Genomic DNA, 19,440 nt, shown 5'->3' on the forward strand with positions numbered 1-19,440 from the left:
CGGAATGATAAATCTAGCTTCCCTGTTCGGCAAAGTCAGCCCCCCGCTGGTCGGCCTGGATATCAGCACCTCGGGCATCCGCATGGTGGAGCTGGCCGACGCCGGCAAGGGCGCACTGCGGCTCGAGCGCTACGCGTCCGAGCCCTTGCCGCGCGGCGCCGTGGTCGACGGCAACATCGAAAACATGGAGCAAGTGTGCGAGGCCGTGCGCCGCGTGTGGAAAAAAAGCGGCACCCGGGTCAAGCTGGTCGCCATGGGCATGCCGCCCGCCTCCGTCATCACCAAAAAAATCATCTTGCCGGCCGGCCTGTCGGAAGACCAGCTCGAAGTGCAGGTCGAATCCGAAGCGAGCCAGTACATCCCGTTCGCCCTCGATGAAGTCAGTCTCGACTTCGACGTGCTGGGCATGGCCACCAATTCGCCCGAGGACATCGACGTCATGCTGGCGGCGGCGCGCAAGGAAAAGGTCGAGGACCGGGTGGCGATTGCCGAAGCGGCGGGCCTGAGCGCCACCGTGATGGACATCGAATCGTATGCGGCCCGCGCCGCCCTCGAGCGCGTCACCTCGATCCAGCCGGGGGCGTCCGAACAGATCGTCGCCCTGTTCCAGATCGGCGCCGCCGTCACCCAGATTTCCGTCATGATCGGCAGCGAAACCATTTATGAGCGCGAGCAGCCGTTCGGCGGCAACCAGCTCACCGCCGACCTGGTGCGCGCCTACGGCCTGTCGTTCGAAGAAGCGGACGCCAGGAAGCGCGCCGGCGAATTGCCCGATGGTTACCAGGCCGATTACGCCGCGCCGTTTCTCGAAAACGCCGCCTCGGAAATTTCCCGCGCCATCCAGTTTTTCTACACCTCGACGCCGTACACCCGGGTTGACCAGCTGTACCTGGCCGGCGGCTGCGCCGTGATGCCGGGCCTGCTCGATATCGTCGCCGCCCGCACCAAGATTTCCACCGCTGTCGTTTCGCCCTTCAAGGGCATGGCGCTGGCACCCGGCGTGCGCGAAGCGAGCCTGCGCGCCGAAGCGCCGGCCTACCTGGTCGCCTGCGGGCTGGCCCTGAGGAGGTTCGGCTGATGATACGCATTAACCTGTTGCCGCACCGCGAGGCCAAGCGCAAGCAGAAGAAAGCCGCGTTCGCCGCCCTGATGGCACTCGGCGGCATCCTCGGCGCCGTCGTCGTGCTGGCCGTGGGCGGCTACAACGCCACCCAGATCGCCATCCAGGAAGAGAAAAATGGCCTGCTGACGCGGGCGAACACCGAACTCGACAAGAAAATTGTCGCCATCGCCACCCTCAAGCAAGAGATCGAAGCGCTCAAGGCGCGCCAGCAAGCGGTCGAAGACCTGCAGGGCGACCGCAATCAGCCCGTCTACCTGCTCGACGAACTGGTCAAGCAGACGCCGTCGGGCGTGTATCTGAAAAGCGTCAAGCAGGACGGTCAGCGCGTCACCCTGACCGGCTTTGCCCAGTCGCAGGAGCGGGTGGCCGAACTGCTGCGCAACCTGGCCGGCAATTCGCCGTGGCTCGATCGTCCCGAATTGACGGAAGTAAAGGCGGCAATTTTGCAGCAAAGTAAAGCCGGCAAGAAGGTCGTGGAATTCGTCCTCACCGTGGGCATCAAGCGCCCGCGCGACAAGGATGGCGACAAGCCGGGCGTGAAAACGCTCGCGGCGGCGCCAGGCGCCACGTCCCAACCCGCGGCAGCGCCGAAGTAAGGAATGGCCATGGATATCAATCTCAAAGAGTTCAGCGCCTCGATCGGCAGCCAGTTCGAAGGTCTGGCCGGACGCCATCCGGGCCTGTGGCCGCTGGCCCCGCGCGTGCTGTGTGCGATCGGGGTGATGGTGGGCGTGGTCGGCCTCGGTTACTGGTTTTACTGGAGCAACCAGTTCGAGACCCAGGACCGGCTCGTCGCGGCCGAACTGGGCTTGCGCGACCAGTACAAGATCAAGATGGCCCAGGCCATCAACCTCGAGGCGCTCACGGCGCAGAAGGTGCAGGTCGACCAGTACGTCGAGCGCCTGCAGAAACAGTTGCCGAACAAGGCGGAGATGGCGGCCTTGCTGTCCGATATCAACCAGGCGGGCCTGGGTCGCGGCCTGCAGTTCGACCTGTTCCGGCCGGGCCAGGTGGTGGTGCGCGATTACTACGCCGAGCAGCCCATCGACATCAAGGTGACCGGCAGTTACCACGACATCGGCGCCTTCGCCGCCGACATGGCCAACCTGCCGCGCATCGTCACCCTCAACAATATGTCGCTCATCGCCGGCAAGGATGGCGCGCTGGTGCTCGACGCCGTCGCCAAGACGTTCCGCTACCTCGATCCGGACGAAGCCAATGCCCAGCGCAAGGCCCGCCTTGAACGCGAGCGCGCTGCCAAGGGAGCGGCCAAATGATGCGCCCGATCCGTCTTTGCGTCCTCGCTGCGGCCCTGCTGCTGGCCGGCTGCGGCGCCAGCAACGTGCACGAAGTGCAGACCTGGATGGACCAGGTCAAACGCGACACCAAGGTCTCCGTCAAGCCGATCGCCGAGCCGAAGACGTTTATTCCGTTCGCCTACATGGCGCGCGAGAGCCTCGATCCGTTCACGCCGAATAAACTGCTGGCCGAACTGGCGCGGGTGGCCGACACCAACGTCGACCGGCTCAAACCGGACATGGCGCGCCGCAAGGAGGTGCTGGAAAACTATCCGCTCGACACCCTGAGCATGGTCGGCACCATGCAAAAGGCGGGCGTCAACTACGCGCTGCTGCAGCTTGACCGCCAGGTCTACCAGGTCAGGGCGGGCCAGCGGATCGGCCAGAATTTCGGCACCATCATCGCCGTCGGTGAATCGGCCGTGAGTATCAAGGAAGTGGTGCAAGATGCGGGCGGCGAATGGGTCGAGCGCTTGGCGAAGCTGGAATTGCAGGAAAGTAAGGAGTCAAAAAAATGAGCACTTTAAAAATTTCCCGCATTGGACGACAGGCGGCACTGGCGCTGAGCTGCCTGGCCCTGCTGGCGCCCGCAGCGCTGGCCCAGGCGCCCGCCGCCGCGCAGCCCGCCCAAGCCCAGGATAACGCCATCGAATCGATCACCGCCAGCGCCCATGGCGGCAACGTGATCGTCAATATCGGCATGCGCACGGCGCCAAAAAAATTGCCGATCGGCTTTTTGATCAGCAACCCCAGCCGCATCGCCCTCGATTTCGGCGCCACCGCCAACGCCACCGGCAAGAACAGCCAGGACCTCAATGTGGGCGACCTGCGCAGCGTCAATGTGGCCCAGGCGGGCGAGCGCACGCGCCTGGTGCTCAACCTCAAGCGGCCCCTCAATTACGCCACCGCCATCGACGGCAAGTCCGTCATCGTCACCGTCGAAGGCTCGGGCGGCGTCGCCCAGGCCGTCAACAGCGCGGGCCTGCCCGTGAAGGTGCAGCAACTGCCGCCTGGCCGGCAAATGCTGCGCGACCTCGACTTCAAGCGGGGCGCCAACGGCGAAGGCCGCATCGTCGTCGATCTGCCCAACAGCCAGGTGGCGGTCGACGTGCGCCAGGTGGGCAGCAAGGTGCTGGTCGATTTCATGAACACGGGCGTGCCGGCCAGCCTGCGCCGCCGCCTCGACGTCACCGATTTCGGCACCCCCGTGTCGCTGGTGACGACCGCGCCGCAGGGCGAGAACACGCGCATGACGATCGAAGCGCGCGGCGCCTGGGAGCAGACGGTGTACCAGAGCGACACCCAACTGGTGATCGACGTCAAGCCGGTCAAGGAAGACCCCAACAAGCTGACCGCGGGCGGGCCCGGTTATCGGGGTGAAAAGCTGTCGTTCAATTTCCAGAACGTGGAAGTGCGGGCGGCATTGCAAGCCATTGCCGATATTTCGGGCCTGAACATCATCACCAGCGATTCGGTGACGGGCAACTTGACCTTGCGCCTGAAGGAAGTGCCGTGGGACCAGGCGCTTGACGTGATCCTGCAGGCCAAGGGCCTCGACATGCGCAAGAACGGCACGGTGCTGTGGATCGCGCCGAAGGAAGAATTGCTGAGCAAGGAAAAGCTCGAACTCGAGCAGCGCGCGCAAATTGCCGACCTCGAGCCCCTGCGTTCGGAAATTTTTCAGCTGAACTATCAGAAGGCCGAGTCCTTCCGCACCGTGCTGGGCATCGACGCCGGCCCCGAAAGCCGCAACCGCATCCTCTCCAAGCGGGGCAGCGCCATCATCGACGCCCGCACCAACCAGATGTTCGTCACCGACATCGCCTCGAAGATCGAAGACATCCGCCGCCTGATCCTCAAGACCGACATCGCCTCCAAGCAGGTGCTGATCGAAGCGCGCCTGGTGGAAGCGAACGACAGTTTCAGCCGCAACCTGGGCGCCAAGCTGGGCTTTTCCGACCTGCGCACCCAGCGCAACGGCGATGGCGGCTATCAGCTCAGCGGTAACAACCGCCTCGCCATCGGCGGCAACCTCACCGGCGCGGGCCAGGTCAGTGGCCAGGTCTCTGGCGCCGACTCCTTCGCCAACAGCCAGTTGATCAACCTGCCCGCCGCCGCCATCGGCACGGTGCCGCCGGCCACGGTGGCGTTTTCCCTGTTTTCGGCCGCCGCCAACCGCTTCCTCAACCTGGAACTGTCGGCGCTGGAAGCGGACGGCAAGGGCAAGATCCTGTCGAATCCCCGCGTGCTGACCGAAGACAAGATGGTCGCCGTCATCGAGCAGGGTATCGAATTGCCCTACCAGGTCGCCACCAGCAGCGGGGCCACCTCGATCACTTTCAAAAAGGCCAATTTGCGCCTGGAAGTGACGCCCCAGATCACCCCGGACGGCAACATCATGCTCGACGTCGAAGTGAACAAGGATTCCAAGGGCGACGTCACGCCGGCCGGTTTCGCCATCAACAACCAGCACGTGAAAACCAAGGTGCGGGTCGAAAACGGCGGCACCGTCGTGCTTGGCGGCATTTACCAGCAAACCGACCGCACCAGCGCCACCAAGGTGCCCCTGCTGGGCGACGTGCCCTTCCTGGGACACTTGTTCAAGACCACCGGCCGCGAAACGACGAAAACCGAACTGCTGGTGTTCCTGACGCCGAAAATCGTCGCCGACGCACCGCCCGCCCGCTAATGACATCGCATTGCGCCGCGGCCACGCCGGCGGCGCACCTTTGAATGGACCGATCATGCAATTGCTGAAAACTTCGCCTTCTTCCCTCCCGGTCGCCGTGCTGGCCCGTTACGCCGCCATCGGTTTGATGTCCGCTTCGCTGGCCGCTTGCGGCGGCGGCGGCGGCTCGGCCGGCACCACCGGCAGCGGTACCGTCACCCCCGTCACCCCGGTCACGCCGGTCACGCCCGTGGTGACCGTGCCCACCGTGGCGCTGGCGTTCACCAGCGTCGCGGGCCAGGTCACCAATTCGCTGAGCGCGGCCACCCCGCTGGTGGCCAAGGCCACCGTGCTCGACAAGGACGGCAAGGTGGTGGCGGGCGCACTGGTGGCGTTTGCAGCCGACAATACGCTGGCCGTGTTTTCGCCGTCCGTCGGCACCGCCCTGACGGACGCGAACGGCGTGGCCAGCGTGACCATGCGCGCGGCCAGCCTGGCCGCGGGCGGCGCCGGCAAGGTGACCGTCACCGCCGACGTGGCCGGCGCCAGCACCGTCACCACCGGCAATTTTTCCGTGGGCGCCACCGCGCTGACCCTGGGCGCGCTGACGCTGGCGCCGAACACCATCGCCGCCTATGGCTCGACGACGCTGTCGGTCGACGTGCTCGCCGCCGGCGTGCGCTACACCGACCAGCAACTGGCGGTCACCCTCAGTTCGGCCTGCGTGGCGCGCGGCAAGGCCACCCTGGCCGGCAGCGTCAACACGGCCAGCGGCACCGCCCAGGCGGTCTACCGCGACCTCGGCTGCGGCACCGCCGACACCATCACCGCCTCCGTGCAAGGGGCCAGTTCGCCCGTCAGCGCCGCGCTGGCCATTGCCGCGCCGGCGCCCGCCTCGGTGCAGTTTTCGTCCGCGCTGCCGACCAATCAGTCGATCGTCATCAAGGGGCAGGGCGGCCTGCTGCGCACCGAGACGGCCACGCTCAAGTTCAAGGTCTTCGACATTTTCGGCAACCCGCTCGCTGGCCAGGTCGTCACTTTCAGCACCACCTCGACGGACGTGACGATCAACAAGATGTCCGACACCACCGACCAGAACGGCGAAGTCATCACCACCGTCAATTCCGGCACCCAGGCCACCACCTTCCGCGTCCAGGCCAAACTGGCCAGCGGCATCGCCACCCTGTCCGACTCGATCGTCGTCACCACCGGCCTGCCCGTGCAGAAAGCGTTTTCGCTGAGCGTGACCACCAGCAACGTTGAAGGCTGGAACTATGACAGTGGCACGGCCACGCCGGCCAGCAACGTCAATGTGCTCATTGCCGACCTGTTCGGCAATCCCGTGCCGGACGGCACCCCGGTGGTGTTCCAGACCAACCTGGGCGCCGTCGGCAGTGCCAACAAGGGTGGCTGCAACACCTTCAACGGTGGCTGCACGGTGGACTTCCGCACCCAGGACCCGCGCAGCAACACCGCCAACACGCCCGGCACGGCCTGCAACAACTATGGCGTGGGCGGGGTCGGCATGAACGATGCCACCCGTGCCGGCGTGGCCACCATTTGCGCCAGTTCGACGGACGGCACCAACACCATCTTCAAGAAAACCACGATTTTCTTCAGCGGTAGCGCCGCCCCGAACGTCTACCTGAACGGCGCCACCACGCGGCTCGACGGCACGGTGGTCGACCTGGGCACGGTGCGCGCGGCCGAGTCGAAGGTGTTCAGCCTGCTGATCAGCGACCTGAACTTCAACCCGCTGCCGTTCGGCACCACCGTTTCCATCGCCAACATCACCAATGGCAATGCGGCCGGTGTCGCGCCCGCCACGGTGCAAAATATTTTCCCCCACTCCGCCAGCGGCGATGACCAGACTGGCAACACGATTAGCGGAAATCAGGGTTCATATCATACAATTACGATTGGCAGCTCGCAGCCAAGCCCGTGCCTGGGTCCGCTGGTGAGCAGCTTTAATGTGAACATCACCACGCCCCGGCTGGTAACGACAACCTACCCGTTCAAGGTGACCTTCAGTTGCCCGTAAGCGGGGCCGATACACTGCGAACATAGTGGCCGATCAAGCAAGCAACAACATTTACCTCGTCGGCCTGATGGGTGCAGGAAAAACCACCATCGGCCGCATCCTTGCCCGCAAACTGGGCAAGCGCTTCATCGACTCCGACCACGAGATCGAAGCGCGCACCGGCGCGTCGATCCCGTGGATTTTCGAAATCGAGGGCGAGGAGAGTTTCCGCCGCCGCGAGACCGAAGTCATCCGTGACCTGTGCGGCCAGGATGGCATCGTGCTCGCCACCGGCGGCGGCGCCGTGTTGTCGGCCGAAAACCGCGCGCGGCTGGCCGCCGGCGGTACCGTCGTCTACCTGCGCGCCAACGTCCACAACATCCTCCAGCGCACCGCCCACGACAAGAACCGGCCGTTGCTGCAGACGGCCGATCCCCGTCGCAAACTCGAAGAGCTGCTGCTCCAGCGCGAGCCGCTGTACCGCGAAATCGCCCAACTGGTGATCGACACGGGCCGCCCTAACGTACAATCGATGGTTCAAACCATTCTGGACCAGCTCGACCTGCTCGGCGCGCCCGCGCGCGCCCAGGCTCTGGCAGCCACCGACTCAATGACCCCGCAATTGTCCCCCCTTACTCTCAGCGTCGATCTCGGCGAGCGCAGCTACCCGATCGTGATCGGCGCCAACTTGCTGGGCGACGCCGATCTGCTGGCGCGCCACATCCAGGGCCGCCAGGTCGCCATCGTCTCCAACACCACCGTCGCCCCGCTGTACCTGGCCGGCGTGGCGGGCGCCTTGCGCGCGGCCGGCCGCGATGTGCTGGAAATTATTTTGCCCGACGGTGAACAGTACAAGACGCACGACTCGCTCATGCACGTGTTCGACGCCCTGCTGACCCACAAGTGCGACCGCAAGGTCACCCTGGTGGCGCTGGGCGGCGGCGTCATCGGCGACCTGACCGGCTACGCCGCCGCCAGCTACATGCGCGGCGTGCCCTTCGTGCAATTGCCCACCACCTTGCTGGCCCAGGTCGACTCCTCGGTGGGCGGCAAGACGGGCATCAACCACCGGCTGGGCAAGAACATGATCGGCGCCTTCTACCAGCCACGCGCGGTGCTGGCCGATACGGCCGCCCTGGCCACCCTGCCGCAGCGCGAACTGGCCGCCGGGCTGGCCGAAGTGATCAAGCATGGCGCCATCATAGACGCTAATTTTTTCAGCTGGATCGAAGCGAACATCGCCGCCCTGGTGGCGGGCGAGCGCGCCGCGCTGGCTTACGCCGTGTCGCGCTCGTGCGAAATCAAGTCCGAGGTGGTGCGCCAGGACGAGCGCGAGGGCGGCCTGCGCGCCATCCTCAATTTCGGCCACACCTTCGGCCACGCCATCGAAGCGGGCATGGGCTATGGCGCCTGGCTGCACGGCGAAGCGGTCGGTTGCGGCATGGTGATGGCGGCCGACCTGTCGCGCCGGCTGGGCTACATCGACGAGGCCGCGTTCGCCCGCGTGCAGCGCCTGGTCGCCGCCGCCGGCCTGCCCACGGTGGCGCCGGCCATGGCCAGCGCGCGCTGGCTCGAGCTGATGGAAGTGGACAAGAAAAACGAGGGCGGCGACATCAAGTTCATCCTGCTCAAGCCACTCGGTTCGCCCAGCATCGGCGGCGCCCCGCGCCAGCTGCTGCTCGATACCATCGCCGCCTGCAGCGCGCCATGAACTTCGACGACCGCCTGGCGCCGTATGCCGCCCATTCGGGTCTGGGGCGCGGGCGCGCCTTCGCCGAGGCGCCGGCCGGCTCGCGCAGCGAGTTCCAGCGCGACCGCGACCGCATCATCCACTCGACCGCGTTTCGCCGCCTCGAATACAAGACGCAAGTGTTCCTCAATCACGAGGGCGACCTGTTCCGCACCCGCCTGACCCATTCGATCGAAGTGGCGCAGATCGGCCGCACGCTCGCGCGCAGCCTGCACCTGAACGAAGACCTGGTCGAAGCGGTGGCGCTGGCGCACGACCTGGGCCACACGCCGTTCGGCCACGTGGGCCAGGACGTGCTCAACGAGTGCATGGGCCAGTACGGCGGCTTCGAGCACAACCTGCAAAGCCTGCGCGTGGTCGATTCGCTCGAAGAGCATTACGGCGACTTCGACGGCCTGAACCTGATGTTCGAAACGCGCGAAGGCATCCTCAAGCACTGCTCGGCGGCCAATGCGCGCCAGCTGGGCGAACTGGGGCGGCGCTTCATCGAGCGCACCCAGCCCAGCCTGGAAGCGCAGCTGACCAACCTGGCCGACGAAATCGCCTACAACAACCACGACATCGACGATGGCCTGCGCTCGGGCCTGATCACCATGGCGCAGATGATGGAAGTGGACCTGTTCGCCCGCTACCACCGCGAAGTCGAGGCGCGCTATCCCGGCCTGCCGGGCCGGCGCGCCCTGTACGAAACCTCACGCCGCATGATCACGGTGATGACGGCCGACGTGGTGGCCACCTCGGCCGCCCTGATCGCCGACGCGGCGCCGGACAGCATCGACGCGGTGCGGGCCAGTCCCCCCTTGATCCGTTTTTCCGACAGCATGAAGCTGGAAACGACGGCCCTGAAGCGCTTCTTGCACGCCAATCTGTACCGCCACTACCAGGTCAACCGGATGCGCGTCAAAGCCAGCCGCATCGTCAACGACCTGTTCGAGGCGTTCATGAAAGACCCGGTGCTGCTGCCTCCCGACTACCTGGCCGCCGACGGCGACCTGGCCCGGCAGGCGCGCAAGATCGCCGACTACATCGCCGGCATGACGGACCGCTACGCCATTCGCGAGCACCGGCGGATTTTTTCCATCGACGAGCTGTAAGCCTGGCGGCGGGCAAAAAAAGACGTTAGAACAGCGACGGCGCCGCCAGTTGCGCCAGCAGCTTCTTGACGGGCGCCGGCAGCGGCGCCGCGCCGATCTTGTCCAGGTCCCACCATACATAGCCGTCGACGGCGGCGGCGCGCGCCGACAGCGCCACCTGGCGCGGATGGATGTGCAGCTTGTAGTGGGTAAAACCGTGCGTGAGCGGCAGCAGGCTGTCGATGCTGTCGACCGCGCCAAAGCGCTGCGCCGACGCCAGCGGGTCCGGCAGCGCCACCTCGATGGCGGCGTGGCCGTCGACCTCGGGCAGCGACAGCAGGCCGCCCCAGATGCCGCTGTCGGCGCGCTGCTCGAGCAGCACCTGGCCGGCGTCGACCACCACCAGCATGGCGGCGCGCTTTTCCGGCGTGGCCTTGGCCGGTTTGCGCACGGGCAGTTCGGCCGTGCGGCCCGTCGCATGGGCCACGCAGCGCGCGCGCAGCGGGCAGCGTTCGCAGGCCGGATTGGCGCGCGTGCACAGCGTCGCGCCCAGGTCCATCAGCCCTTGCGTGTAGCGCTCGATGCCGTTGTCGGGCCGCAGCGCCTCGGCGCGCCGCCACAGGGCGTCTTCCACCGGCTTGATGCCGGGGTACTGCTCGATGCCGAACACGCGGGCGAACACGCGCTTGACGTTGCCGTCGAGGATGGCGGCGCGGGTGCCGTAGGCGAACGCGGTGATGGCGGCGGCGGTGGAACGGCCGATGCCGGGCAGGTCGGCCAGCAGCGCCTGCTCGACGGGGAACTGGCCGCCGTATTCGGCCACCACGCGCCTGGCGCAGGCGTGCAGGTTGCGTGCGCGCGTGTAGTAACCGAGGCCGCTCCACAGTTGCATCACTTCCTCGGGCGAGGCGGCGGCCAGCGACGCAACGTCGGGACAACGCGCGAGAAAGCGCTGGTAGTAGCCCAGCACGGCGGCGACCTGGGTCTGCTGCAGCATGATTTCGGAGAGCCAGATGCGGTAGGCGTCGCGCGTGTTCTGCCAGGGCAGGGCGTGGCGGCCGTGTTCTCGTTGCCAGTCGATGACGGCGGCGGAGAAGCCCGGGTCGGCCAGCTCGCCCTGGTCGGCGCTGGCGCGCGCGGCCTTCACGCGGCCACCTCCAGCACGGCCGGGGTGGCGGCGAGGGCGGCGGCGACACCGGCGGCCAGCTGGCGCAGCTGGCCTTCGACCCGCAGCAGGTTGCCCTGGGTGGTCTCGAAGGCGGTGATTTTCTGTTCGAGGCTGTCGGTGGCGTCGTGGATCCGGCTGATCGAGCTCAGTCGGTGTTTCAGCTGGTCCTTGTGCTGGCGGATCTGCGCTTCGAGCGGCGCCATGATCACTTTCAGCCACGCTTCGACGTCGGCGTTGGCGGCGTTCCAGGTGCGCCGCACGCGCGAGGCGATGGCGTCGAAAAAGCGTTCGACCAGGGCGGCGCGGCCCGTCAGCAGCAAGGTGGCGGTGCCGAACTGCTTCTGGTAGACGGCCTCGATGGCGTCGATCTCGGCGCGGTATTTGTCGAACGAGAACAGCATCGGCAGCGTCAGCGCGAGGCCGTGCTCGGCCGAGAATTTCTTGTACATCGATTCCATCATGGCGCCGATTTCCTGCACCTTCAGGCCAGCCGTGTCGAGGTGGGCGCGGGCCTGCTCGAAAAACACCTTGACGGGCGCGCGCATGCCGGTGGCGAAGCGGCTCGCCTGCATCGCCGCGCGCACGGCGTCGACGTCTTCCTGCACCGTTGCCATCCCCATCGCCGTAAACAGCTCCGTCGACAGGTGGGCGAACACGGCGCGCGTGCCGGCCAGCTTGACCAGGCTGGCGTCGAACTCCTTCTTTTCGATTTCCACCCGCCGCATCATGTGGGCGATCACGCCCTGGTTCTTGCCGCGCAGGCTGCGCAGTTCCTGCAACTGCTCGACCAGGTCGCGTCCGCGCGCGCCCAGCATGGCGTGCTGGGCGCGCGCCAGCTGCGCCATGTCGTCCTGCAGCTGGGCGCGGATGATGTCCTTCTTGGCCGGAATCAGTTCATTGAACAGCGCCGCCTCGAGCGCGCCCAGGCGGCTTTTTTCCAGCAGCGGCAGGTCTTGGTTGATCTTCGCCACCAGCGCTTTTTGCGCCGACACGGGATACACCTGGCGCGCGCTGAGCGCGAGCAGCTGGGCCACGCTGGCCTGCTGGCGGGCGATGTCGGCGTCGATGGCGGCGTCGGTCTTGAGCTCGTCCCACATGGCGTCGATTTTATTGAGCACGACGATGCGCCCGCGGCCGGCGCCGATATGGCTGCGCCAGAGCTCGATGTCGCTCTTGGTCACGCCCGTTTCGGCCGCCAGGATGAACAGCACTGCGTGCGCGTTGGGAATCAGGTTCAGGGTCAGCTCGGGCTCGGTGCCGATGGCGTTCAGGCCGGGCGTGTCGATGATGACCAGGCCCTGCTTGAGCAGGGGATGGGGGAAATTGATGATGGCATGGCGCCACAGCGACACTTCCACCATGCCGTGCGCATCGAGCGCGCTGGCGCTGTCGGGGTCGGCGGCGTCGTACAGGCCGTAGCGCTGCGCCTCGGCGGCGCTGACCCGCTTGGTCAGGCTGACCTGCTTGAACGTTTCCGTCATCTGGTCGCCGGCGTCGAGCGACAGCGGCAGCACGGTCCAGGCCGAGGCCTCGTCGCGGTAGTCGCTCGTCGAGCGCGTGCTGGCGCGCGTTTCGATGGGCAGCAGGCGCAGGCTGGGCGGGCAGGCCGGGTCGTACAGCAGTTCGGTGGGGCACATGGTGGTGCGCCCGGCCGCCGACGGCAGCAGGCGCTGGCCGTAGTCGGCGAAAAACAGGGCGTTGATCAGTTCCGATTTGCCGCGCGAGAATTCAGCGACGAAGGCCACCGACAGCTTGTCGTCGGCCAGGCGCAGCAGGGCGCGCGCGATGCGCTGCTCGGTGGCGCCATCGGTCAGCTCGGCCGCGTTGACCCACATCTGGTAGCTTTCCAGCGCCGTCACCACGCCCTGGCGCCAGGCGCCGTACTGTTGAAAATCCTGCACCATCTCACTCACCTTGCCTGTTTTTACGTCTGTTCGTGTGTCGCTTACTTTTGGCAGTTCACACAATAAAACGTCGAGCGCTGCCCCTGCACGATCCGGCGGATCGGCGTGCCACAGTTGCGGCACGGCACTCCTTCCCGATCATAGACGAAATATGTCTGTTGGAAATAGCCCGATTGCCCGTTGACCGCAAGAAAATCACGCAAGGTGCTGCCCCCTTGCACGATGGCCTCGGCGAGGATCTCGCGGATGGCCAGCGCCAGTGCGTCATAGCGGCCGCGCGCGATGCGCCCGGCCGCCGTCTTCGGATTGATCCGGGCGCGAAACAGGCTTTCGCACGCATAGATGTTGCCGACCCCGACGACGATATCGCCGCCCAGCAAGAACTGCTTGACGGGGGTGGTGCGGCCGCGGCTGGCGCGATACAGGGTCTCGCCCGTAAAACCGTCTTCCAGCGGCTCCACGCCCAGCCCCCGCAGCAGCACATGGGTGGCCAGTTCGCCGTCGTCGTTGGCATGCCAGAGCACGGCGCCGAAGCGGCGCGGATCGTTCAGGCGCAGGGCCTGCTCGCCATCGGGACCGCGCACGACCAGGTCGAAATGGTCGTGTTTCTTGAGCGCCGTGGCGGGATCGAGCACCCGCAAGTGGCCCGACATGCCCAGGTGAATGATCAGACTGCCATGCTCGAAATGCAGCAGCAGGTACTTGCCGCGCCGCCCCGTGCCGAGGATGCGCCGGCCCGCCAGCAGGGCCGGCAGGGCAGGCGGAAAGGGCCAGCGCAAACCGTCGCGGCGCAGCAGCACGCGCTCGACCAGCCGGCCCTCCAGGTGGGGGGCGACGCCGCGCCGGGTGACTTCGACTTCGGGCAGTTCAGGCATCAGGCGCCAGTCCCATGGTGCGCGGCATTGCCGCACGCGCGCGCATGGTTGCGCGTAGAATCGGAGATCAGTCGGGTCATCTTGGAATTGCCTTGAAAAACGCTTTCGTTATTGTAACTCTCGCCGCGGTATTGACGGCGTGCGCCACGCCGTCGGCGCAGGCCCAATCGGAGGCGGCGGCTGCGCCGGCCTGGTCGGTCGAGCGCACCACGCCCGTCACCGCCGCGCCGCCCGCCGCGCAGGCCGAGCCGCCCCTGCCCAACGTCGAGCTCACCAGCGAGCTGTTGTACAAGCTGGTGCTGGCCGAAATCGACCTCAAAAACGGCAACTGGCAGGGGCCCTACATGCTCATGATGGGCGCGGCCCAGCAAACGCGCGACCCCCGCCTGGCCCAGCGCGCCTCCGAAATCGCCCTCGCCGCGCGCCAGGGCGAGCCCACCATGGCGGCCATCCGGCTGTGGCGCGAACTGGCGCCCCAGTCCGACGAGGCGAACCAGTACTACCTGGGCCTGGTGGTGTTATCGGACGACATCAGCGAGGCCGAGGGCATATTCCGCGGCCGGCTGGCCGACGCCGCCCCCGCCCCCGCTGAACTGGGCTTGCTGCTGTTTCAAACGCAGCAACTGCTCGCCCGCGCCAAGGACCAGGCGGCCGCCAACGCCATGCTCGAGCGGCTGGTGGCGCCGTACGCCAGCACCCTCGAAGGACACATCGTGCTGGCGCAGGCGGCGTTCAGCCGCGGCGACAAGCTGCTCGCCCAGCAACAGGCGCAGGCGGCGCTGGCACAAAAGCCCGACGCCGAGATCGCCGTGCTGTTGCTGGCCCAGGTCAGCGCCGACGAGGCCAGCGCGCAGGCCGTGCTGGCGCGCTTTCTGAAAGCCCATCCGAACGCACGCGACGTGCGCGCCGCCCACGCCCGCCTGCTGGCGGGCGCGCGCCAGTTCGGCCCCGCCCGCGACGAGTTGCGCACCCTGCTCAAGGGGCAGCCGGACAATCTCAGTACCCTCTACGCGCTGGGCATCGTCTCGCTGCAAATGAGCGACAACGCCAGCGCCGAAGCCTACCTGGTGCGCTTTACGGAAGCGGCCGGCAAGCAGGCCGATGGCGATACCGATACCACCCGCGCCTACAGCCTGCTGGCCCAGCTGGCCGACGACCGCGGCGACCGCGGCGCGGCGCTGGCCTGGCTCGACAAAATCGATCCGGACGAGCGCGGCTGGTTCGCCGCCCAGCTCAAGCGCGCCCAACTGGTGGCCAAGGGCGGCGACCTGGCCGCCGCGCGCCTCCTGCTGACGGGATTGCCGGCGCCCACCGCGGCCGAGCAGGCCCAGGTGCTGTTGGCCGAGGGGCAGGTGCTGCGCGACGCCGGCCAGCAGGAACAGGCCTATAGCTTGCTGCAAGGGGGGCTGGTCAAATTCCCCGCGAACGCCGACGTGCTCTACGATTTCGCCATGCTGGCGGAAAAAACCGGCCGCCTCGACGACATGGAAAAAGCCCTGCGCCAGGTGATGGCGCAGTCGCCCGACAACCACCATGCCTACAATGCGCTGGGCTATTCGCTGGCCGAGCGCAATGTGCGCCTGCCCGAAGCGTTCGAACTGATCACCAAGGCCTTGCAACTGGCCCCGGACGACCCGTTCATCATGGACAGCATGGGCTGGGTGCAATTCCGTATGGGCAATCTGGACGGGGCCGAAAAGCTGCTGCGCCAGGCCTACACCTTGCGCAACGATGCTGAAATCGCCGTCCACCTCGGTGAAGTGCTGTGGCAAAAAGGGCAGCAGGCCGCCGCCCGCAAGCTGTGGCGCGAAGCGCGCACCAAGGACCCCAAGAACGACACCCTCAAGAGCACGCTGGCGCGCCTGCGTACCAGCATGTAATTTTTTACCACTCAATCCGCAAGAGAACCATGCAACGATCCTCCCTCATCGCAGCCGGCCTGTGCGCCGCGCTGCTGGCCGGTTGCGCCAGCGTGGCGCCCAGCACGGGCGGCGCCGCAGCGCCCGTTGCCGCCTACCGCGCCAACTTCGACGCCGCCGGCCGCCTGTCCGTCAACTACAAGCACAATGGCAATCCCGAGTCGCTGACCGGCAAGTTCACCTGGGTGCAGACGCCCACCCGCCTCGACGTCACCTTGTCCTCGCCCATGGCGACCATTGCCACCATCAGCGTCACGCCGCAGTCGGCCACGCTGGTGCAGGCGGACAAGGCGCCGCAGGTGGCCGCCGACCTGGAATCGCTGACCGCCGCGTCACTGGGCTGGACCCTGCCCGTGTCGGGCTTGCGCGACTGGTTGCAGGGCCGTGCCACCGCCGCCGACGGCAGCGCCTTTGTCGCCTCGGCCAGCGCCAGCAGCGTCACCACCCGGGACGGCTGGCGCCTGCGCTTCGTGTCCTGGCAAAGCGACGCGGCCGGGCACAGCATCCCCCGGCGCATCGATGCCGCACGCGACGCCGCGCTCGGTGCGGCCACCGAAGAGCTGGCGATCCGCATCGTCCTCGATGGCCCGCTCTGACATGCGTTCGCTGCACGGCTGCCCGGCCCCGGCAAAACTCAATCTGTTCCTGCACGTGACGGGCCGGCGCGCCGACGGCTATCACTTGCTGCAATCGGCGTTCCAGTTGATCGATTACGGCGACAGCCTCGACTTTGATCTGCGCGACGACGAGCGCATCGTCCGCACCAGCACCCTGGCCGGGGTGCCCGCCGAGAGCGACCTGGTGGTGCGCGCCTTGCGCCTGTTGCAAGCGGCCTACCAGCAGCGTCACGGCCACCTGCCGCCCGGCGTCGATGTGGCCGTGACCAAGCGCTTGCCGATGGGGGGCGGACTCGGTGGCGGCTCGTCCGATGCCGCCACCGCCTTGATGGCGCTCAATCACTTGTGGCAGGCGGGGTTCAGCACGGCGCAATTGATGGCGCTGGGCTTGCCGCTGGGCGCCGACATCCCGTTTTTTCTGTTCGGCCAGAACGCCTTCGTGGAGGGCGTGGGCGAGCAGATGGTGGCGCTGGAGACACCCGATTGCTGCTACCTCGTCATCGCCCCCGGTGTCGAAGTACCGACTGCATCAATTTTTTCTGCCAGTGATTTGACAAGAGACGCGAAACCGGTCAAAATAACGGACTTTTCCAGACACCTGAAGACAGAAGCAAGTCTGACGGGATACGGAAGGAACGATTTGCAAGCAGTTGCAACGCGCTTGTTCCCGCCGGTAGCCGAGGCGGTAGAATGGCTCGGTGCATACGGCGACGCCAGGATGACAGGTTCCGGAGCATGCGTGTTTTGCGCGTTTGCCAACGAAGCCGAAGCACTGGCGGTGTTGGCGAAGGTGCCGGCGGTCTGGCGTGCTTTTACAGCCAGTTCGTTGCAGCGACATCCGCTGCTAGCGCAGTTGCAAGTTGGTAGTGAAATCGAATAGAATTTGGCCTGGCACGATGTTTGACGATACAATGCGTCCACCATCGTGACAAGCAAAGCAGTTGCGTAGGGGAATCGCCAAGCTGGTTAAGGCACTGGATTTTGATTCCAGCATACCAAGGTTCGAATCCTTGTTCCCCTGCCATTCATTTTGTCGGACTGTCGATGCGCTATTCGCGTCCAGCCGGCTAGATCGCCGGACCCGCGCTCGGGTCACTCTTTAGCACAGCGCCAGTCGACCTTCGGTAGGCTGGCCTTACCGCAACACTTCAACTCATCTTCTCTTGGGACTCCCATGGCTTACGAAAACCTGATGGTTTTTACCGGCAACGCTAACCCCGCGCTGGCAGAAGGAGTCGCAAAAAATCTCGGCATCCCGCTCGGCAAGGCCGTTGTCTCGAAATTTTCCGATGGCGAAGTGATGGTCGAGATCAACGAAAACGTCCGCGGTAAAGACGTCTTCGTGTTGCAGTCGACCTGCGCACCGACCAATGACAGCCTGATGGAAATCATCCTGATGGTCGACGCCCTCAAACGCGCGTCGGCCGGTCGCATCACCGCCGCCATCCCGTATTTCGGTTATGCCCGCCAGGACCGTCGTCCCCGTTCGGCGCGCGTGGCCATCTCGGCCAAGGTGGTGGCCAATATGCTGGAAAAAGCCGGTGTCGAGCGCATGCTGATCATGGACTTGCACGCCGACCAGATCCAGGGCTTTTTTGACATCCCGGTTGACAATATTTATGCATCGCCCCTGCTGCTGGGCGACCTGCAAAAAAAGAACTACGACGACCTGCTGGTGGTTTCGCCCGACGTCGGCGGCGTGGTGCGCGCCCGTGCGCTGGCCAAGCGCCTCGGCTGCGACCTGGCCATCATCGACAAGCGCCGCCCGAAGGCGAACGTGTCGGAAGTGATGAACATCATCGGTGAAGTCGAAGGCCGCAACTGCGTGATCATGGATGACATGGTCGATACCGCCGGCACCCTGACCAAGGCGGCCGAAGTATTGAAGTCGCGCGGCGCCAAAAAAGTGGTGGCGTATTGCACCCACCCGGTATTGTCCGGTCCCGCCATCGACCGCATCGCCGCCTCGCCGCTGGACGAACTGGTGGTGACGGACACCATCCCCCTGTCGGCCGCTGCCGCCGCCTGTGGCAAGATTCGCCAGGTGTCGTGCGCGCCCCTGCTGGCTGAAACGTTCAAACGCATTATCAAGGGCGATTCGGTCATGTCGCTCTTCATCGACTAAGAAACTGCTTGCTGTCGATGACACGGCGCCCCGGCGAACAGCCAGGGCGCCGTTGCCGTTTTAAAGAATTCACCGTTTTACCGGCCGCAGCGTCGCTGCAGCCGACTTTGGAAACGCCTGGTCGCGGGCGTTTCAACCGCAGGGCAATTCAGTCCTGCATTTTTTGGAGCAACACATGAAAGTTATCGCATTCAATCGCACTTTGCAGGGGTCCGGAGCGAGCCGCCGCCTGCGTACTTCCGGTCAAACGCCTGGCATCATCTACGGTGGCGTCGACGCTCCCGTGATGATCTCGCTGGACGGCAACGCGCTGTACCACGCGCTGAAAAAAGAAGCCTTCCACGGTTCGATCCTGGACCTGGAAATCGACGGCGCCAGCCAGCAAGTCGTCCTGCGCGACTTCCAGATGCACGCATTTAAGCAACTGGTCCTGCACGCTGACTTCCAGCGCGTCGATGCCAAGCAAGCGATCCACAAGAAAGTCGCCCTGCACTTCGTCAACGCTGACCTGTCGCCTGCCGTGAAACTGAACGGTGCCGTCATTTCGCACGTGCTGACCGACCTGGACATCACCTGCCTGCCAGCCGATCTGCCAGAATTCATCGAAGTCGATCTGGGCAGCATCGAAGTGGGCCACTCGATCCACGTGTCGGCACTGAAACTGCCTAAAGGCGTGACCGTTGTTGCCCACGGCGATGACCAGACCGTTGCTACCGCTGCCATCCCAGCCGGTAAAGTCGCTGACGAAGCCGCTGTTGCCGCGCCTGTCGCTGCTGAAGCCGATGCCAAGAAGAAGTAATTTTTCTTAGGCAGTCAAAGCCCGCTCGGCTCCGGCCCGGCGGGTTTTTTTTCGCGCTGGCGTTCTCGCGGGTTTCCCGTTTTGCTTTACCCTGCACAATC

General features: G+C 65.7%; 16 protein-coding genes and 1 tRNA gene. 14 read left to right on the forward strand and 3 right to left on the reverse strand.

Features of this window, described 5'->3' with window-relative positions:
- The first annotated feature begins 4 nt into the window (after nt 1-4).
- The 8 genes from ACP7EY_RS06930 (at nt 5) to ACP7EY_RS06965 (ending at nt 9,953) form a co-directional block, all read left to right on the forward strand.
- A complete protein-coding gene (locus ACP7EY_RS06930) occupies nt 5-1,078 on the forward strand; it encodes a pilus assembly protein PilM (protein WP_426191811.1) in 1,074 nt (357 codons plus the stop codon).
- Nucleotides 1,078-1,719 carry a PilN domain-containing protein gene (locus tag ACP7EY_RS06935; RefSeq protein WP_426191813.1) on the forward strand — a complete coding sequence of 214 codons (642 nt, stop codon included), beginning with the start codon at nt 1,078-1,080 and terminating at the stop codon, nt 1,717-1,719. Before ACP7EY_RS06930 ends, ACP7EY_RS06935 begins: the two co-directional genes overlap by 1 nt.
- 9 nt (nt 1,720-1,728) lie before the next feature.
- On the forward strand, nt 1,729-2,400 hold the full coding sequence (locus tag ACP7EY_RS06940; protein ID WP_426191815.1) for a type 4a pilus biogenesis protein PilO: 672 nt from the start codon (nt 1,729-1,731) through the stop codon (nt 2,398-2,400).
- The gene (locus ACP7EY_RS06945; protein WP_426191817.1) at nt 2,397-2,939 is read left to right on the forward strand and encodes a pilus assembly protein PilP; all 543 of its coding nucleotides are present in this window, start codon (nt 2,397-2,399) and stop codon (nt 2,937-2,939) included. Before ACP7EY_RS06940 ends, ACP7EY_RS06945 begins: the two co-directional genes overlap by 4 nt.
- On the forward strand, nt 2,936-5,110 hold the full coding sequence (gene pilQ / locus ACP7EY_RS06950) for a type IV pilus secretin PilQ (RefSeq protein WP_426191819.1): 2,175 nt from the start codon (nt 2,936-2,938) through the stop codon (nt 5,108-5,110). The genes ACP7EY_RS06945 and pilQ overlap by 4 nt, the downstream gene beginning before the upstream one ends.
- Before the next feature lie 55 nt (nt 5,111-5,165).
- Nucleotides 5,166-7,130 carry an Ig-like domain-containing protein gene (locus tag ACP7EY_RS06955; RefSeq protein WP_426191821.1) on the forward strand — a complete coding sequence of 655 codons (1,965 nt, stop codon included), beginning with the start codon at nt 5,166-5,168 and terminating at the stop codon, nt 7,128-7,130.
- A 67-nt stretch (nt 7,131-7,197) separates the two neighbouring features.
- Nucleotides 7,198-8,820, forward strand: a complete 1,623-nt coding sequence (aroKB, locus tag ACP7EY_RS06960; RefSeq protein ID WP_426192099.1) for a bifunctional shikimate kinase/3-dehydroquinate synthase AroKB — start codon at nt 7,198-7,200, stop codon at nt 8,818-8,820.
- Nucleotides 8,817-9,953 (forward strand): deoxyguanosinetriphosphate triphosphohydrolase, encoded by a 1,137-nt coding sequence (locus ACP7EY_RS06965; RefSeq protein WP_426191823.1) that lies wholly within the window; start codon nt 8,817-8,819, stop codon nt 9,951-9,953. The genes aroKB and ACP7EY_RS06965 overlap by 4 nt, the downstream gene beginning before the upstream one ends.
- 25 nt (nt 9,954-9,978) lie before the next feature.
- Here ACP7EY_RS06965 and mutY read toward each other — a convergent pair whose 3' ends face one another.
- From mutY to mutM, 3 genes are read right to left on the reverse strand one after another with little or no spacing between them, the layout of a single operon-like run.
- Nucleotides 9,979-11,079: an A/G-specific adenine glycosylase gene (gene mutY / locus ACP7EY_RS06970; protein ID WP_426191825.1), complete on the reverse strand. Its 1,101-nt coding sequence runs from the start codon at nt 11,077-11,079 to the stop codon at nt 9,979-9,981.
- Nucleotides 11,076-13,004: a dynamin family protein gene (locus tag ACP7EY_RS06975; protein ID WP_426191827.1), complete on the reverse strand. Its 1,929-nt coding sequence runs from the start codon at nt 13,002-13,004 to the stop codon at nt 11,076-11,078. Before ACP7EY_RS06975 ends, mutY begins: the two co-directional genes overlap by 4 nt.
- Before the next feature lie 41 nt (nt 13,005-13,045).
- Nucleotides 13,046-13,879: a bifunctional DNA-formamidopyrimidine glycosylase/DNA-(apurinic or apyrimidinic site) lyase gene (gene mutM, locus ACP7EY_RS06980; protein ID WP_426191829.1), complete on the reverse strand. Its 834-nt coding sequence runs from the start codon at nt 13,877-13,879 to the stop codon at nt 13,046-13,048.
- Between the two features lie 92 nt (nt 13,880-13,971).
- On the opposite strand from mutM, the gene ACP7EY_RS06985 reads away from it, so the two are divergent.
- The 6 genes from ACP7EY_RS06985 to ACP7EY_RS07010 all read left to right on the forward strand — a co-directional run bounded on the left by ACP7EY_RS06985 (nt 13,972) and on the right by ACP7EY_RS07010 (nt 19,339).
- Complete coding sequence (locus ACP7EY_RS06985; RefSeq protein WP_426191831.1) at nt 13,972-15,759, forward strand: tetratricopeptide repeat protein; 1,788 nt, start codon at nt 13,972-13,974, stop codon at nt 15,757-15,759.
- Between the two features lie 29 nt (nt 15,760-15,788).
- The gene (locus ACP7EY_RS06990; protein WP_426191833.1) at nt 15,789-16,394 is read left to right on the forward strand and encodes an outer membrane lipoprotein LolB; all 606 of its coding nucleotides are present in this window, start codon (nt 15,789-15,791) and stop codon (nt 16,392-16,394) included.
- A gap of 1 nt (nt 16,395) precedes the next feature.
- Nucleotides 16,396-17,295, forward strand: coding sequence for a 4-(cytidine 5'-diphospho)-2-C-methyl-D-erythritol kinase (ispE, locus tag ACP7EY_RS06995; RefSeq protein WP_426191835.1), 900 nt, complete (start codon nt 16,396-16,398; stop codon nt 17,293-17,295).
- A 67-nt stretch (nt 17,296-17,362) separates the two neighbouring features.
- Nucleotides 17,363-17,439, forward strand: a tRNA-Gln gene (locus tag ACP7EY_RS07000).
- 150 nt (nt 17,440-17,589) lie between these two features.
- The gene (locus ACP7EY_RS07005) at nt 17,590-18,540 is read left to right on the forward strand and encodes a ribose-phosphate pyrophosphokinase (RefSeq protein WP_426191837.1); all 951 of its coding nucleotides are present in this window, start codon (nt 17,590-17,592) and stop codon (nt 18,538-18,540) included.
- A 175-nt stretch (nt 18,541-18,715) separates the two neighbouring features.
- Nucleotides 18,716-19,339, forward strand: coding sequence for a 50S ribosomal protein L25/general stress protein Ctc (locus tag ACP7EY_RS07010; RefSeq protein ID WP_426191839.1), 624 nt, complete (start codon nt 18,716-18,718; stop codon nt 19,337-19,339).
- Nucleotides 19,340-19,440 lie beyond the last annotated feature (101 nt).

It is taken from the genome of Massilia sp. DWR3-1-1, assembly GCF_049898325.1.
Lineage (GTDB): Bacteria > Pseudomonadota > Gammaproteobacteria > Burkholderiales > Burkholderiaceae_D > JAFCUW01.